This is a genomic window from Aquidulcibacter paucihalophilus, from assembly GCA_030285985.1.
In the GTDB taxonomy this organism is placed as follows: Bacteria; Pseudomonadota; Alphaproteobacteria; order Caulobacterales; family Caulobacteraceae; genus Brevundimonas.
Genome location: CP127384.1, coordinates 1,167,109 through 1,182,147, shown reverse-complemented (window position 1 = coordinate 1,182,147; position 15,039 = coordinate 1,167,109). Strand labels below are relative to the sequence as shown.

12 protein-coding genes are annotated in these 15,039 nt (G+C 68.0%); 7 read left to right on the top strand and 5 right to left on the bottom strand.

What is annotated here, in order from left to right:
• Positions 1 to 156: 156 nt before the first annotated feature.
• The 7 genes from KB221_05820 (at position 157) to KB221_05790 (ending at position 7,299) form a co-directional block, all read left to right on the top strand.
• Positions 157 to 1,584 carry a D-alanyl-D-alanine carboxypeptidase gene (locus KB221_05820; protein WIY70536.1) on the top strand — a complete coding sequence of 476 codons (1,428 nt, stop codon included), beginning with the start codon at positions 157 to 159 and terminating at the stop codon, positions 1,582 to 1,584.
• 105 nt (positions 1,585 to 1,689) lie between these two features.
• On the top strand, positions 1,690 to 3,753 hold the full coding sequence (locus tag KB221_05815; protein ID WIY70535.1) for a hypothetical protein: 2,064 nt from the start codon (positions 1,690 to 1,692) through the stop codon (positions 3,751 to 3,753).
• A 182-nt stretch (positions 3,754 to 3,935) separates the two neighbouring features.
• Complete coding sequence (rpsF, locus tag KB221_05810; protein WIY70534.1) at positions 3,936 to 4,325, top strand: 30S ribosomal protein S6; 390 nt, start codon at positions 3,936 to 3,938, stop codon at positions 4,323 to 4,325.
• Positions 4,326 to 4,337: 12 nt separating this feature from the next.
• Positions 4,338 to 4,616 (top strand): 30S ribosomal protein S18, encoded by a 279-nt coding sequence (gene rpsR, locus KB221_05805; protein ID WIY70533.1) that lies wholly within the window; start codon positions 4,338 to 4,340, stop codon positions 4,614 to 4,616.
• A 1-nt stretch (position 4,617) separates the two neighbouring features.
• A complete protein-coding gene (gene rplI, locus KB221_05800; GenBank protein WIY70532.1) occupies positions 4,618 to 5,202 on the top strand; it encodes a 50S ribosomal protein L9 in 585 nt (194 codons plus the stop codon).
• Positions 5,203 to 5,321: 119 nt separating this feature from the next.
• Entirely contained in the window at positions 5,322 to 5,693 is a 372-nt protein-coding gene (locus KB221_05795; GenBank protein ID WIY70531.1) for a hypothetical protein, read from the top strand.
• A gap of 118 nt (positions 5,694 to 5,811) precedes the next feature.
• Entirely contained in the window at positions 5,812 to 7,299 is a 1,488-nt protein-coding gene (locus KB221_05790) for a replicative DNA helicase (GenBank protein ID WIY70530.1), read from the top strand.
• 3 nt (positions 7,300 to 7,302) lie between these two features.
• On the opposite strand, the gene KB221_05785 is transcribed toward KB221_05790, so the two are convergent.
• From KB221_05785 to KB221_05765, 5 genes are read right to left on the bottom strand one after another with little or no spacing between them, the layout of a single operon-like run.
• Positions 7,303 to 10,485, bottom strand: a complete 3,183-nt coding sequence (locus KB221_05785; protein WIY70529.1) for a discoidin domain-containing protein — start codon at positions 10,483 to 10,485, stop codon at positions 7,303 to 7,305.
• Positions 10,482 to 11,306: a carbohydrate ABC transporter permease gene (locus KB221_05780; GenBank protein ID WIY70528.1), complete on the bottom strand. Its 825-nt coding sequence runs from the start codon at positions 11,304 to 11,306 to the stop codon at positions 10,482 to 10,484. The genes KB221_05785 and KB221_05780 overlap by 4 nt, the downstream gene beginning before the upstream one ends.
• Positions 11,303 to 12,235 (bottom strand): sugar ABC transporter permease, encoded by a 933-nt coding sequence (locus KB221_05775; protein ID WIY70527.1) that lies wholly within the window; start codon positions 12,233 to 12,235, stop codon positions 11,303 to 11,305. The genes KB221_05780 and KB221_05775 overlap by 4 nt, the downstream gene beginning before the upstream one ends.
• The gene (locus tag KB221_05770; GenBank protein WIY70526.1) at positions 12,232 to 13,506 is read right to left on the bottom strand and encodes a sugar ABC transporter substrate-binding protein; all 1,275 of its coding nucleotides are present in this window, start codon (positions 13,504 to 13,506) and stop codon (positions 12,232 to 12,234) included. The genes KB221_05775 and KB221_05770 overlap by 4 nt, the downstream gene beginning before the upstream one ends.
• Positions 13,503 to 14,933, bottom strand: coding sequence for a glucoamylase family protein (locus KB221_05765; GenBank protein ID WIY70525.1), 1,431 nt, complete (start codon positions 14,931 to 14,933; stop codon positions 13,503 to 13,505). Before KB221_05765 ends, KB221_05770 begins: the two co-directional genes overlap by 4 nt.
• Positions 14,934 to 15,039: the final 106 nt, after the last annotated feature.

Genomic DNA, 15,039 nt, shown 5'->3' with positions numbered 1-15,039 from the left:
GAAGACGCGTCAAGAGGAAATGGTGCGGTGCACAAAAGTTCACAAAATCGTTGACGGGTTGTTTACCCTCACGAAACCGGAATGACGCATGTTAGCCTTTCGTCAGCGTCGCGTGGTGGGGCCGCCGTCGCGCTAATGTCTTGTGAGGCCTGATCTTTGCCGCTTTCCGCCCTGATCCGTCGCGGACTCCTGTCGCTGCTGCTGGCCGTCGCGGTCACGCTGACGCCGACACGCGCGCCGCAAGCACAGTCAGCGGACAATGCACGCTACGCCGCCATCGTGGTGGACGCCGAGTCGGGCGAGGTCCTGTTCGCCCGCCACGCCGACAGCCGCCGTTATCCCGCCTCCATCACCAAGGTCATGACCCTCTACCTCGCCTTCGAGGCGCTGGCCGAGGGCAAGATCAAGCTGGACGACGTCATCACCGTCTCCCCCCGCGCCGCCAGCCAGCCGCCGTCCAAACTGGGGCTCGCCGCCGGCCAGACCATCACCGTCGACGACGCCATGCGCGCCACCGCGGTGCGCAGCGCCAATGACATGGCCATGGCCCTGGCCGAACATATCGGCGGCTCCCAGGACCGTTTCGCCGCACAGATGACCCTCAAGGCGCGCGAGCTGGGCATGACCCAGACCCGCTACGTCAATCCGAACGGCCTGCCCGACGCCCGTCAGCTGACTTCGGCGCGGGATCTGGCGATCCTGGCCCGCGCGGTCATGCGCGACTACCCGCAATACTACCGGTATTTCGGCCTGCACGACTGGGCCTACAACGGCCGCGACTATCGCAACACCAACGGCCTGCTGCGTGGCGGCAACGGCTACGACGGCATGAAGACCGGCTACACCAACGCCTCGGGCTACAATCTGGCGGCCTCGGCGGTGCGCGACGGCCGGCGCATCATCACCATCGTCCTCGGCGGGCGTTCGACGGCCAGCCGTAACGCCCACGTCGCCGCCCTGATGGACACCGGCTTCGAGGTCGAGCGCGCCCGCGCCCGCGGCGAGACGATCCAGGTCGCCCAGGCCTTCTTCGAGGCGCGCGGTTTCGGCATCGGCGCTGAAAACAACGGTCCGATCGAATACGCCGCCGTCGCGGATGACGAGGATGGAGAGACCGGCGCGGGGTCCAGCGCTCCGCCGGCCGGATCTGTCGCCTACGCGGCCCTGCCCGCGGCTCCGGCCCAGCCGGCCCGCGTCACCCCGCCCCCCGCCGACCGCGCTGCAGAGCGCCCGGCCGATGTGACCGCGATCCTCAACGGCGGCTCCTCCGTGGCGACGCCGCCCCGTCCCCGCCCGCCCGCCCGACCTCCGGCCCGGCCGCCGGCGCGGGAGCCCGCGCGCGAGCCGGCAGGGCGCTGGTCGGTCCAGGTCGGTGCCTTCCGCGACGAGACCATCGCCCGGGACTGGCTGACCGAGGTCAACCGACGCTTCCGCAGCCAGTTCGCCTCGGCCGAGCGGACCGTGCAGAACGCCAGCGGCTGGTATCGCTCGCGCTTCACCGGCATGACCGAACAGGGTGCCCAGGCCGCCTGCGCGGCGCTTTCCGAGCGACGGGTCACCTGTATGGTGGTGCGGCCCGAGTAGCGCGGACCGCCGCGCGATCGACGATATTTTCGACAGGTTAAGGTCGCGTATCCGACATATTTCGCGTCAAGGTTCAGCGCCGACACGGGTGGGGAATCGACACATATGGCCGGAACACACGGACGCTGGCGATTGCTCGGCGCGGCTATTCTCGCACTCTCGACGACCGTTGCCGGTGTGGCGTCAGCCCAGACTCCGACACCGGCCGATCCCAACATCACCCCCTATGCGCCGTCGTATTTCACCGAATACCGCCCGGTCACGGCGCTGGACATGATCGGCCGGATCCCGGGCTTCCAGTTCGACGGCGGGAGCTCGGCACGCGGCTTCGCCGGTACGGCCGGCAACGTCCTGATCGACGGCGAGCGGCCACCGACCCGCAGCGATGCCCTGTCCACCGTCCTGTCGCGCATCCCCGCCTCCCAGGTGCTGAGGATCGACATCGTCCGCGCCGGGGCCGGCGGCGTCGACATGCAGGGCAAGGCCGTGGTCGCCAATGTCATCCGCAGACCCGATGCAGGCGTGACAGGGGCCATGAGCAGCAGCCTGACCCTGACCGACCAGGGCCTGTTCCAGCCCAACCTGAGCATTCAGGGGCAACGCCAACGCGACGGCCGCTCCCTCGACGGATCGTTTCGCTTCAACGCCGGCAGTCAGGAGAGCGACAACGTCCGTGAACGCCGCAACCCCGCCGGCGACGTGACCCTGATCGGTCTCGATGACGGCGCGTTCGACTATTCCACCGCCGAGGCGACCGGCGTTTATGAGGGCCCGCTCGCCGGCGGGCGGATCCGGGCCAACGCCCTGATCAACTACAACGGCAGCACCTACGAGGGCACGGAAACCCTCGTCCGGCCCGGCGGTCAGGAAAGCAGCCTGTCCGAGGCCACGCGCTGGCGGGGCGAGGCCGGGCTGCGCTGGACCCGCAGCCTCCCGCGCGGGATGAACCTTGAGCTGGTCGGCTTCCAGTCCATCACCGACAACGACAATGTCAGCGGCTACGACACCCCGTCCTTCACTTCGGAGGTCCTGAGCGATCAGCTCTCCGGCGAGAGCATTCTCAGTGCGACCCTGAAATTCGCCGACCTGGCGACCGGTCTTGGCGACATAGGCATCGAAGCAGGCACGGAGGCGGCGCTGAACTGGGTCGACTCCACCAGCGCCTATACCTTCGACGACAGTCCGCTGTTGCTGCCGGGAGATGACACCCGGGTCGAGGAGCTGCGCAGCGAGAGTTTCATCACCGCCCGCTGGACCCCGGGGACCGATGTGAGCGTCGAGGCCAACCTGCGTTACGAAACGTCGCGCATCACCGCGACGGGCACCGCCGGCGCGGGCGAGACGACGCTGGGGTATCTGAAGCCGCGGCTGAACCTCACCTGGACGCCCGCGCCCCGGAACACCGTGACCTTCAAGCTGGAGAAAAACGTCGACCAGCTGTCGTTCGGGGCGTTCACAGCCTCGGCCGCTTTTTCGACCGGCATCTTCGGCCGCGGCAATCCGGATATCCGGCCCGCGCAGGTCTGGCTGGCCAACGCCCGCTACGAGCGTCTGTTCGACCGGCAGGGCTCGTTCGTCGCCGAGTTCACCCACGAGGATTTCTCCGACGTCCTGGGGGTCGTGGTGATCGAGGAAATTCCGCCGGGCGGGACGACGCCCCGCACCTTCAACATCACCCGCAATGTCGGGACCGCGCGGCGTGACAAGCTGACCCTGTCCGGCCGCCTGCCGCTGGACGGCTTCGGCCTGGAGGGGGGCATACTGTCGAGCCAGGTCTTCTATCGCTGGTCGAACACCCGGGACCCGGTCACCCTTGAGGACCGCCGCCTGTCCGGCGAGCAGGTCGCGGGCTGGTCCGTGGCCCTCAGCCAGAACCTCGTCGCCGAGCGCATCAGCTGGAGCATCAGTGCCAACAGCGGTTCGGAGGGGCGCAGCTACTCGCCGAGCACCCTGTCGAACTTCCGCTCCGACCCGACCTACAACCTGGGCCTGACCTACCGTCCCGACGCGCAATGGAGCGTCTCGGGCGGCCTCTACATCGGCTCGGACAGTGAGAGCGACTTCACCCTGTTCGACGCGTCGCGCAACGTCGGTAGCCCCGTCTACACCGAGAACAGCCGCAGTCCCGGCAGCAGCCAGGCCTATGTCTCGGTCAGGCGTTCCTTCTAGACGTCACGCGCCTTGCTCCCTGGGCCCTTTTCCCCTATACGCGCCGCCTTTCCAGGACTTCGGTCCCGGTCGCGGAACTCCAAAGGGTTCGGGAAGTCATCCCGGCCGCCGCATCGGGATCCATCGTGGGAGAGGACTTACCCGGTCCCCTCGCGCCGACGTCCTACAAGGGAGAATACCGCATGGCTCTTTACGAGCACACGGTCATGTCGCGCCAGGATATCAGCGCGCAACAGGCCGAAGCGCTGAACGACACCATTAAGGGTTTGATCGAAGCCGGCGGCGGCACCGTCGCCAAGATCGAATACTGGGGTCTGCGCAACCTGACCTATCGGGTCAAAAAGAACCGCAAGGCGCACTATTCGCTGCTCGCCGTCGATTGCCCGCCCGCCGCCATGGCCGAGGTCGAGCGTCAACTGTCGATCAACGAAGACGTCCTTCGCTGGCTGACCGTCCGCGTCGAGGAACTCGACCTCGAACTGTCGCCCCTGCTGGCCCGCCGCGAGCGCGAGCGTGAACGTGAGCGTGAACGCACGCCGCGTGACGACGCCGCCGCCGAAGCCACCTTTTAAGGAACCCGGAACATGACCGACACCACCGCTCCGTCGCCGGGCGCGCCGGCCGGCTCCGGCGCCGCCGGACGCCGTCCCTTCTATCGTCGCCGCAAGGTTTGCCCGTTCACGGGTGAAGGCGCGCCGAAGATCGACTACAAGGACGTCAAACTGCTGCAACGCTACATCAGCGAGCGCGGCAAGATCGTCCCGTCGCGCATCACCGCTGTTTCCCAGATCAAGCAACGCGAACTGGCCAAGGCCATCAAGCGCGCCCGTTATCTGGCCCTCCTGCCTTACGTGGTGAAATAAGATGAAGGTCGTTCTGCTTGAGCGCGTCGATAATCTCGGCGCCATCGGCGACGTCGTGTCCGTCAAGGACGGCTTCGCCCGTAACTTCCTTCTGCCGCGCGACAAGGCCCGTCGGGCAACGTCCGCGAACCTGAAGGCGTTCGAACTCGACCGCGCCGCCATCGAGGCCCGCAACGAGAAGAACAAGGCCGACGCCGGCACGATCGGCTCCAAGATCGACGGCCAGACCTATGTCATGATCCGGCAAGCCGGTGAGACGGGTCAGCTGTACGGTTCGGTTGCCGCGCGCGACATCGTCGAGGCCGTCACGGCCGAAGGCGGCAAGGTCGAGCGCAGCCAGATCGTGCTCAACACCCCGATCAAGACCCTGGGCGTCCACGAAGTGCTGGTTCGCCTGCACGCCGAGGTCTCGGCCACCGTCAAGATCAACATCGCCCGTTCGGCCGACGAAGCCGAGCGTCAGGCGAAGGGTGAGGACGTGATCAAGGCCGCCTACGACGAGGACCGCGAACTGGCCCTCGAACAGGCCAAGGACATGGTCGCCGGCGGTGCCGGCCAGCAGGACGGCCTCGGCTCGGAAGCCTGAACCGACGCCTTCTGATAACAAGTCAGTGATCGGGCGCGTCCAGTCGGGCGCGCCCTTTCTCTTGGCCGCTATACCGCCGCAAATTCACGGCCAAGCTGGGCTGTCCGGGGAGATTGACCATGAAGAAGATTGCGCTCGTCGTCGGCCTCGCCGCGACCCTGTTCGCCACCGCCGCCGAAGCCATGACGGTGCAGGAGTTCCTGACCGCCGCCGCCCGCATCCCGCGCAATCCCACGGCCCTGTTGCGCGCCGACGCACGGCGGCTGATCGCCGAGGTGCGCACCGCCAGCGAGACCATCGGCAATGAACGGGAGGCGGCCATTGCCGCAGGCCGCCGGCCCGCCTTCTGCCTCGCGGGGGGACGGGCCTCGATCTCCGCCGACGCCCTGTTGGCGCGGTTCAACGCCATCCCTCCGGCGCGGCGCAATATCAGCGTCACCCAGGCGATGCGCGAATGGATGGCCGAGCGTCATCCCTGCCCCGCAAGCTGAGCCCTTAACTGTTGCGGCTACGGAATTCCGGAACGTCCACAGCGGCCCGAATCTGTCCCCGACCAAGCCTGCGTCCGCGACTGACGTAGCGGCGAAGCATCGGTAAGACATGCACCCGATGAACGCCTTTGCCCCCGTCCAATTCCCGTCGCCGATGGACTCCGGCTCCATTCCGTCGATGCCGCACAACCTCGAGGCCGAACAGGCGCTTCTTGGGTCGCTGATGTTCGACAATGCGGTGTTCGAACGCCTGTCCGACCGCCTGCGCGGCTCGCATTTCTACGAGCCCTTCCACCAGCGCCTGTACGAAGCCATCGAGGACCATATCCGCCAGGGCATGCTGGCCGAGCCCACCATCCTGATGGAGCGGTTCAAGCTGGATCCGGCCTTCCAGGAGTTCGGCGGCCTGCGCTATCTCGCCGACCTGGTCGACCGCGCGCCACCGGCCGCCAACGCCCCGGACTATGCCCGTGTGGTCTATGATCTGGCCCTGCGACGCGACCTGATCCGCATCGGCGGCGAGATCGTGCGCGAGGCGCCCCAGCCCGAAACCGCCGCCATCGACCAGATCGAACAGGCGGAACAGCAGCTCTACACCCTCGCCGAGACCGGCAAGCCGTCCTCCGGCTTCGTCAGCTTCTCCAGCGCGCTCAGCGGTGCCGTGCAGATGGCGGCCGAGGCCTATCAGCGCGACGGCAAACTGGCCGGACTGGCCACCCATCTGGACGACCTCGACGCCAAGCTCGGCGGCCTGCACCCCTCCGACCTGCTGGTCCTCGCCGGCCGTCCGTCGATGGGCAAGACGGCGCTGGCCACGAACATCGCCTTCAATGTCGCCCGCAACTACCGCTGGGAGCCGACGCCGGAGGGCCGCAAGACGGTCAACGGCGGCGTCGTCGCCTTCTATTCGCTGGAAATGAGCGCCGAACAGCTGGCCATGCGTATCCTGGCCGACGCCTCCGGCGTGTCCTCGGACAAGCTGCGCAAGGGCGAGATCGACGCCGCCGACTTCGGCAAGATCCGCGAGGCCGCGGTCGAGATCGGCGAGAGCCCGCTGTTCATCGACGCCACCGGCGGCCTGTCGATCTCCAAGCTCGCCGCCCGCGCCCGGCGCCTGAAGCGGCAGGAGCACGGCCTCGACCTGATCATCGTCGACTACCTCCAGCTCATCACCACCGGCGAGAACAGCCAGAAGAACCGCGTGCAGGAGGTGTCCGAGATCACCGGCGCCCTCAAGGCCCTGGCCAAGGAACTCAGCGTGCCGATCATCGCCCTGTCGCAGCTGTCGCGTCAGGTCGAACAGCGGGAGGACAAGCGGCCGCAGCTGTCCGACCTGCGCGAGTCCGGCTCGATCGAGCAGGACGCCGACTGCGTCATGTTCGTGTACCGCGAGAGCTACTACCTGGGCCGCGCCGAGCCCCGCGAAGGCTCGCCCGAGCACCTGCAATGGCAGGAGGACATGGACCGGCTGGAGCACCAGGCCGAGGTCGTCATCGGCAAGCAACGCCACGGCCCCATCGGCATCATCAAGCTGAGCTTCGACGCCAATACGACCAAGTTCGGCAACCTCGCCCAGGGCCAGCGGTACGACGATTACGGGGACTGATGCCTACCGCATCTCCACCCGCCGCGCGCCGGCCGGGATCGCCAGTTCCGACCCTGACCATTCGGCGGCCCGCCCGTCGATCCGCACGCGCGCCGGTGGCGTCTCGCCCGCCGGCCACTGGATGACGAAGCCACCCGGGGGCGTGACCGCTCCGTCCAGCGTCAGCAGCCATCCGTCGCGCGTCTGGCGCAGGCTGTAGCTCAGCAGGCCATAAGCGGTGCGCACGCCCGTGACCCCGACGCCCTCCCCGGCCAGCCAGTCCGTCGGAACGCCCGCCGCCAGCACCAGGGCGTGGTCGCGGTCACGCTCATAGACGAGCAGGTCGAGGGTCGAGCGGATGTAGTCCGAGCTGATCCACGCATGCGGCATGTCGCCGATGAAACGGGGCTCGCGTTCGTCGCGGCCGACCACCTCGGCCCAGCCGTTCCAGGCCCGCGGACGCAGGTCGGCAAAATAGAAATCGAGCGCGCGCAGGGCGTCCTCCCGGCGCCCCAGACGAACGAGGGCGCCGACATTGCGCAGCTCATAGGGGGTGTAGTCCCTCCATGCCTGACGGTTCTCCTGACGCGCCGTGAAATTCTCCCACCATTTGTCGAAGGTCCGGGTCAGCAGGTCCCGCGGCAGGTCGTCGATCAGGCCTGCGGGCGACAGGCCGATGGTCGTCGAGGTGGCGTCGAAATCGCCGCGGTCGGCAGCGCCGGCGATCCAGTCGATGCCGTGCACACGGGCCGTCGCCGCGATGGAGGCCATGACGTCGGCCCTGAACTCCGCCTCGGCGGCGCGGATGCGGGCGGCGGCGGCCGTGTCGCCGAGCGTGTCGGCGATGAAGGCGGCGTCGCGATAGCCCAGCAGGCCCCAGAAATTGTCCCAGTTGGAATAGGCCGGACGGTCCGAATAGCCCTCGTGGCTGATCGACGGCGGCAGCAGGCCGTACAGGTGGCGCTGGTCCGCGGCCTCGAATGCGGGGGTGCGGGTCGAGGCGCGCAGGGTGTCCATATAGACGATGGCCGCCTGCACCTGCGGCCAGACCTGGCGCAGCAGGGCCGCGTCACCTGTGTAGCGATAGGTCTCGGCGGCGAGGAAGACGAACTCGCCATGGCTGTCGTTCTCGGGCACCGGATCGGCGCCGCGGAAGTCGACGCAACAGGGCACCTTGCCGTTGTCGAAGACGAAGGGGGCGTACCAGCGCAGATAGTCGGCCGACAACCCGGCATGGCCCAGGCGGTTCAGCCCCTCGGCCATCATGGCACCGTCGCGGATCCAGCTGCGGTTATAGGACCGCGTGCCGGGCTGCAGGATCGGCCCCTGACGTGACATAAGCATATGGGCCAGCGAGGACCGCATGACGTCCTCGATCTGCTGCTGGCTGTCGGGAAGGGTCAGGTCGAAGTGATCCAGCTTCTCGCGCCAGCCGGCGGCGACCCGGTTGCGGGCGGCGGCGAGTGTCCCGTCCACATCGGTGACGGGGGCGAGGTCAGGCGTCGGCCCCGCGAGACGGGTGACGAGGCCGAATGTGCGGGCCTCGCCGGGTTGCAGGGTCACGTCATACAGCAGGGCGCCGGACATCAGGGCGCTGCTGTCGGAGTCGACCCAGGCCCCGGCCGGATCGCGCGGCCGATCCGCATTGGCAAGCAGGCTTTGCGGGTCGGCACCGGCGGCGAACCGGCTCGTGACCAGGCCGTCCGGTGTTGCGAGGGCGCTGATGCGGATGGCGTCATTCAGGACGAGGGTCGAGCCGTTCCAGTCGATCTGCTCGATGGGTCCGACCCCGCCCGGAATGGCCAGGAATTGGGAAGGCCCGTTGACCTGGTACGGCCGCGCCATCAGCGCCAGCGTCAGGGTCCGGGGCCGGTTCGAGGTGTTGGTCAGGACATACTGGCCGTACAGTTGCGCCTGCTCCGGCGTCCCTTCGGCGAAGGCGGTGACGGCCAGGGTCCAGTCGTCGCCGGTCCAGGTCACGGTCGGGATGGGCAGGTCGTCATCCTGAAGGCTCTGGCTGACGTTCACATCCGCCCAGGTCACCAACCGCCCGTTGTCCAGCACGAAGGGCTCGATCGACGGCCCGCCGCGGCGAAATTCGATGGCGCCGTCCTCGCCGATCAGGCCGCTCTCGCCGCCGCCGTCGACGCCGACCAGGGTCCAGTAGGGCTGTTCCCCGACGAAGCCGCGTGGATAGAGGCCGCGCCGGCTCTCCTGGGCCACAGCGCGGACGAAGGCTGTCGGGCTCTCGCCGAACGACAGGGGCTCGATCTCGAGACTGTTCAGGGCATAGGCGGCAACAGGCCGTTCCCCGCCGGAGGCCGGGACGGGCGACCGCAGCTCCAGCCGCAGCCAACGGGCGGAAGCCTCGGGCGTGCGCAGCCAGTCGATGCCGCCGTCGCCGTCGTCCACCGTCACCAGCTCGCGCCAGGTCTGGCCGTCGGAAGAGGCCTGCAGCCGGTAGGCCGAGGCCGCCGCCTTCTCGGCCCAGCGCAGGGTGACCCCGCCGAACTCGCGCTCATAGCCGAGGTCGAGGGTCAGGCCCTGGTCGCCCAACCCGGCCGAACGCCAGGCTGTAGCCGGATCGTCATCCACCGCGCGGGCGGCGAGGTTCAGCCCGTCCTCACTGGTCGCACTGGCCAGCGGCCGCGGCGGGACGGACGGTTCCGGCGGCAGTTCGCGGAGCTCCAGCTGGTCGACCTCGATCCAGCCCGCCCCGCCCTCGCCGGCCGTGACCACGAACTCCATCCGCGCGGCGCCGCGGAAGGTGTGGTCCGGGTTCGGCCCCCAGGCGCGGGTGATCTGGCGCTTCTTGATGGTGTAGCGGGTCCAGCCCGGCGTCGCCTGGAAGCCGCGGATCTGGCGCCAGTGGACATTGTCGCCGGAGGCGTCGACGAACTTGATCTCCAGCGTATTGGGCACCATCTCGCCGCGCAGCCAGAAGCTGATCTCATAGTTGTCGGGCACGTCCAGATCGATAGCGCGGGCCGCGAAGGCGTAGCCCGACCGGCCGTTGAAATCATAGCTCAGCCGCATGGCCCGGCCGTCGTGACCGTCGACGACGGCGATGGCCGAGGACACGTCCGTCGAGGCGTCGGCGGTCCAGGGCGTCAGGGTCTCGAACGGGTCGAGGACGCGCGGGGTCTGGGCGTGGGCGGCCGTCCCCAGCAGGGCGAACCCGGCCGCAAGGGCGGTGAGCCCCCTCACCCCTTCACGCTCCCCGCCAGCATGCCGCGGATGTAGTAGCGCTGAAGGGCGAGGAAGAGGATCAGGACCGGCGCCACGGTGATCACGGCGCCGGCCATCATCATCTCGATATCCTGCACATGCTCACGCGACAGGGCGGCCAGCGCCACGGGCAGGGTGTAGTTGGACTGGTCCGTCAGGATGATCAGCGGCCACAGGAAGTCGTTCCAGCTGCCAAGGAAGACAAACAGGGCCAGGGTGACGATGATCGGCTGGAGGGTCGGCAGGACCACGCGGCGGAAGATCTGGCCCTCGGTGGCACCGTCGATGCGGGCCGCCTCCAGCATTTCGTCGGGGATGCTGAGCGCATACTGGCGCACCAGGAACAGGCCGAAGATGGAGGCCAGCCAGGGCACCAGCGCCCCGGCATAGGTGTTCACCAGCCCCATCTGCTTGAGCATGAGGAACAGCGGCAGGGTGCCGATCTGGGCGGGCACGACGAGGGCCGCGACCAGCAGCTTGAAGACCCGGTCCCGACCCCTGAACGCCAGTTTGGCGAAGGCGTACCCGGCCGGGACGGTGAAGGCCAAAGCCAGCCCGGTGGCCATCGTGGCGAGGGCGAAGCTGTTCCACAGATAGCGGCCCATGCCCTGGGTCAGGAACAGGTCGCGATAGTGTTCCAGCGTCCATGTCTTCGGCAGCAGGGGCGGCGGGAAGACCGCGGCCTCGCCCGTCGACATGAAGCTGACCGACACCATCCAGGCCAGCGGGAACAGGACCAGCAAGGCGATGAAGGCCACGGCCAGATTGAGCAGGATGGCTTTGACGGTCCGGGCCCTCATTCGTAGGCCCCCATCCGCTTGGCCACCGCCAGCTGGACCAGGGTGACCGCCAGAATGCACAGGAACAGGACGAAGGCGACGGCGCTGGCGGAGCCGAGGTTCCACCATTTGAAGCCCTCTTCGTACATGAAGTAGAGCACCGTCACCGTCGACTGGGCCGGCCCGCCCTGGGTCATCACATAGGGCTCGGCGAACAGCTGGAAGAAGCCGGCGACCGAGATGATCGAGACCAGTAACAGGGTCGGGGCGATGGCCGGCAGGGTGACGTGTTTGAACTGTTTCCACGGCCCGGCCCCGTCGATGCGCGCGGCCTCATAGAGGTCGTCCGGCACGGTCTGCAGAACGGCCAGGAAGATCAGCATATTGTAGCCGAAGATCTTCCAGACCACGAACATCAGGATGGCGGGGATCGAGGTCGAGGGCTGGCCCAGCCAGTCGACGGCGGGCAGGCCGAGGCTCTGGATCGCCCAGTTGATGATGCCGTAGCGGGTGTGCAGCAGATAGTTCCACAGCACCGCCGTGGCCACGAGGGTGGTGACGTAGGGGGCGAAGAACATGACCCGCCAAAGCGGCCGCCACTTCACCACCCGCGCATTCAGGATCACGGCGGCCCCGAGCGAGGTGATGATCGACAGCGGCACGCCGATGACGGCGAACAGGCCGGTGTTCTTCATCGCCGTCCAGAACAGCGGATTGCCCAGCAGCCGCTCATAGTTCTGCAGGCCGACGAAGCGGACGTTGCCGATGTCGGCCAGGGCGTAGATGTCGAAATCGGTCAGGCTGAGCAGCAGGGCCGAGAAGACGGGGATGGCGAAGAACAGACCGATGGCGATCAGGGACGGCGCGACAAAGCCCCAGGCGGCCCGCTCGCGCGACCGACGCGTTCCGGCGCGACGGGCCGGTCTGGCGATGACAGGAACAGCGGTCATACAGCCCTCCCCTGTTCGATCATCCAGCGGCGCTTTTCCAGCAGGCGGTCAGCGCGGCGGTCGATCTCGGCGGCGGCCGCGCGGGGCGTGTATTCGCCGCGAACCATTCGCTCGGCGACGATCTGCATCTCGGTGACGATCCGCTCCCATTCCGGCACCTTGGGCACGGCCTTCGCCCGCGACAGCTGGCCCTTGAAGGCGGCGATATAGGGGTCGTTGGCCACGGCGGGTGTCGCCCAGGCGCTCTCGCGCGCCGGCAGGTTGCCGGTGATCCCGTTGAAGCGCGCCTGTACCCCCGGATCGGACAGGAAGCGCACCAGCTTCCAGGCGGCCTCCTGATGCGGCGAGTGACGATAGACGACCAGCGACGACCCGCCCGGTGCCGAAGCCCCCGGCCCGGTCGGTCCGGGGACGCCCGAGGTCATCCAGCGCGTCTCGGGCTTCAGCCGGCTCTTGAAATCCCCGATGGTCCACGGGCCGGAGAAGTAGAAGCTGAACCACCCGCGTTCGAACTCGGTCCAGACATTGGAGATCTGCGTCGAGGAGGCGACCGGCGCCAGGCCCTCGTCGAACAGGCTCTTGTAGAACTCCAGGGCGGCGATGAAGGACGCACTGGAGAAATTGCCCCGGGTGTCGCGGTCGCGCAGCAGGGACTCGGTGCCCTGAAGCCCGAAGGTCAGCAGTTGCTCGAACTCATTGACCGGCAGCAGGACGGCGTAGCCGCCCGCCGGGGCCACCCGCTTGACCGCATGCATGGCGGCCTTCCAGCCATCCCAGGTCTGGGGCACCGCGTCGTAGCCGGCCCGCTCCAGCAGGTCCGAGCGGTAGTAGATCAGCCGGGTGTCGACATACCAGGGCGTGCCGACCACCCGGCCGCCGATGCGGTTGGTCTCGAGCACCGCCGGGAACTGGTCGGTCAGCAGGTCGGCGGCGAAGGCCGGCGTCGGGCTGATCGCGCCGATGGCGGCCATCTCCGACACCCAGGTGTTGCCCACCTGGCTGAGGTCCGGCAGCGAATTGCCGGCATAGGCCGTCAGCAGTTTTGAGTGGGCCGCGGTCCACGGCAGGGCCTGGACATTGACCGTGATGCCGGGGTTCAGCCGTTCGAACTCGGGCAGGATCTGCGGGACATTGGTCGCCTCATTGCCCATGGCCCAGAACGACAGGCGGGTCGTTCCGTCGTCGCGCCGGCCGCAGCCGGCCAGACCGGACGCGGCGGCCCCGGCCAGAAGTCCGAGCGTGGCCCGTCGATCCGGCCGGGCCTCGATCATGCCTGCTCCAGCCAGCCGCCGGTGAAGCCGGCGCGCTTCAGCCCGCGCACCAGGTTGGGGTCGCCCTGCATCCGCTCCCACACGATCGCGCTGCGATGGTTCTCGATCTGGATGACGATGGGCCCCTGGTCGATGCCCAGATAATCGCCATCGACCCAGCCCAGGCCAGGCACGATCCGGCCATGCTGCAGCCGGCCCTGCCGCTCGGTCAGCGTCGGATTGAACGAGTCGAGGAAGCCGAACTCGGTATAGATGCCGGTCCCATAGCGGGCCTTCATCGCCACCACGCCCCGTTCAACCGCGTCCGGAGAGAAGGGCATGGAGGCGGCCATGGCGGTCGGGGCGATCGTGCCGTCATCCCGATCGCCGGGGCCGCGCGCGGAGTAGCTGAAAAACTCCCGCTCACGCCCGTCGATGACCTGTTTGAAGTCGCCAGGCCCGTCACAGGCCGTCAGCCCCCAGACGTCTTCCGAATAGCCCGCCCAGCCCATCGGATTGTCGATGGCGTATTTCTGCTGCGCGGCCACGGCGAGGATGCTGTTGTGGTGATAGGTCCACAGCGAGCGGCTGCCGACTTCCGCGTTCTTCGCGCGCATCCAGGCGTCCTGGATGGTGCGGAAGTCGATGAACATGTGGCTGTACTGGTGCCCGAACATGGGCGGGAAATGCAGGTGGGCGGGGCCCCAGCGATCGGTCCAGCTGCGGTCGTAGACGCTGCACCATTCGTCCCAGACGCTCGCCGGAACCGGATGGGTCGCGCTGCCGATGGCCAGCAGCAGGACCAGCATGCCCTCGTTGTAGACGTGCCAGTCGGCCTCGATGAAGCCGGTCTCCGGATGCCAGCCCATCGAGATGCGATTGGGCCGCACCATGACCCAGTCCCATTCGATCCGGTCATAGACGGCCTGCGCCAGACGCCGGATCTCGACCTCCTCCGCGTGGTCGCTGTCGAACCAGCGCGCGCAGAACAGCATGCCGGCGACCAGCAGGGCGGTGTCGACCGTCGACAGCTCGGTGCGGCCGAAGCGGTGACCGGTCCGCATGTCGAGGAAATGATAGAAGAAGCCCTTGTGGCCGCTGACGCCCGTGGCCTGCGGACCCTGCGGCGCGTCGTGGAAGAAGCGGATCGTGGTCAGGGTGCGCGCGCGCGCCTCGTCGCGGCTCATCCAGCCCCGCTCGACCCCGATCGGCCAGCAGGTCAGGGCAAAGCCCACGGCCGCCACCGACGAGAAGGACTCGGTCGGCCAGCGGTCGGGTGTCAGCCCATTGGCGCGGTTGGTGACGTGGGTGAACCAGTGGAACGTGCGTTCCTGCAGCTCGTCCGTGGCGGGATAGACCCGCGGCGGCATCGGCCGGAAATAGTCGAGGCCCGCGGTCCCGCAGCCGGACAGGCCGAGAGCCGCCGCGCCGGCGACCGTTGAACCCATCAAAAACCGGCGACGATCCATGGGCTCCATCCTCATACTCTAACGCAACTCAGTCAAAAAAGTTGGCCGCCCTCCGGTCAGGATCCGGAGGGCGGCCATCAGGCAC

Bases quoted from the DNA above. Each gene is read 5' to 3' on its own strand.
- rpsR (WIY70533.1), top strand. From the start codon at position 4,338: ATGACCGACACCACCGCTCCGTCGCCGGGCGCGCCGGCCGGCTCCGGC.
- KB221_05815 (WIY70535.1), top strand. From the start codon at position 1,690: ATGGCCGGAACACACGGACGCTGGCGATTGCTCGGCGCGGCTATTCTC.
- KB221_05775 (WIY70527.1), bottom strand. From the start codon at position 12,235: ATGACCGCTGTTCCTGTCATCGCCAGACCGGCCCGTCGCGCCGGAACG.
- KB221_05770 (WIY70526.1), bottom strand. From the start codon at position 13,506: ATGATCGAGGCCCGGCCGGATCGACGGGCCACGCTCGGACTTCTGGCC.
- KB221_05780 (WIY70528.1), bottom strand. From the start codon at position 11,306: ATGAGGGCCCGGACCGTCAAAGCCATCCTGCTCAATCTGGCCGTGGCC.
- KB221_05790 (WIY70530.1), top strand. From the start codon at position 5,812: ATGAACGCCTTTGCCCCCGTCCAATTCCCGTCGCCGATGGACTCCGGC.
- rpsF (WIY70534.1), top strand. From the start codon at position 3,936: ATGGCTCTTTACGAGCACACGGTCATGTCGCGCCAGGATATCAGCGCG.
- rplI (WIY70532.1), top strand. From the start codon at position 4,618: ATGAAGGTCGTTCTGCTTGAGCGCGTCGATAATCTCGGCGCCATCGGC.
- KB221_05765 (WIY70525.1), bottom strand. From the start codon at position 14,933: ATGGGTTCAACGGTCGCCGGCGCGGCGGCTCTCGGCCTGTCCGGCTGC.
- KB221_05795 (WIY70531.1), top strand. From the start codon at position 5,322: ATGAAGAAGATTGCGCTCGTCGTCGGCCTCGCCGCGACCCTGTTCGCC.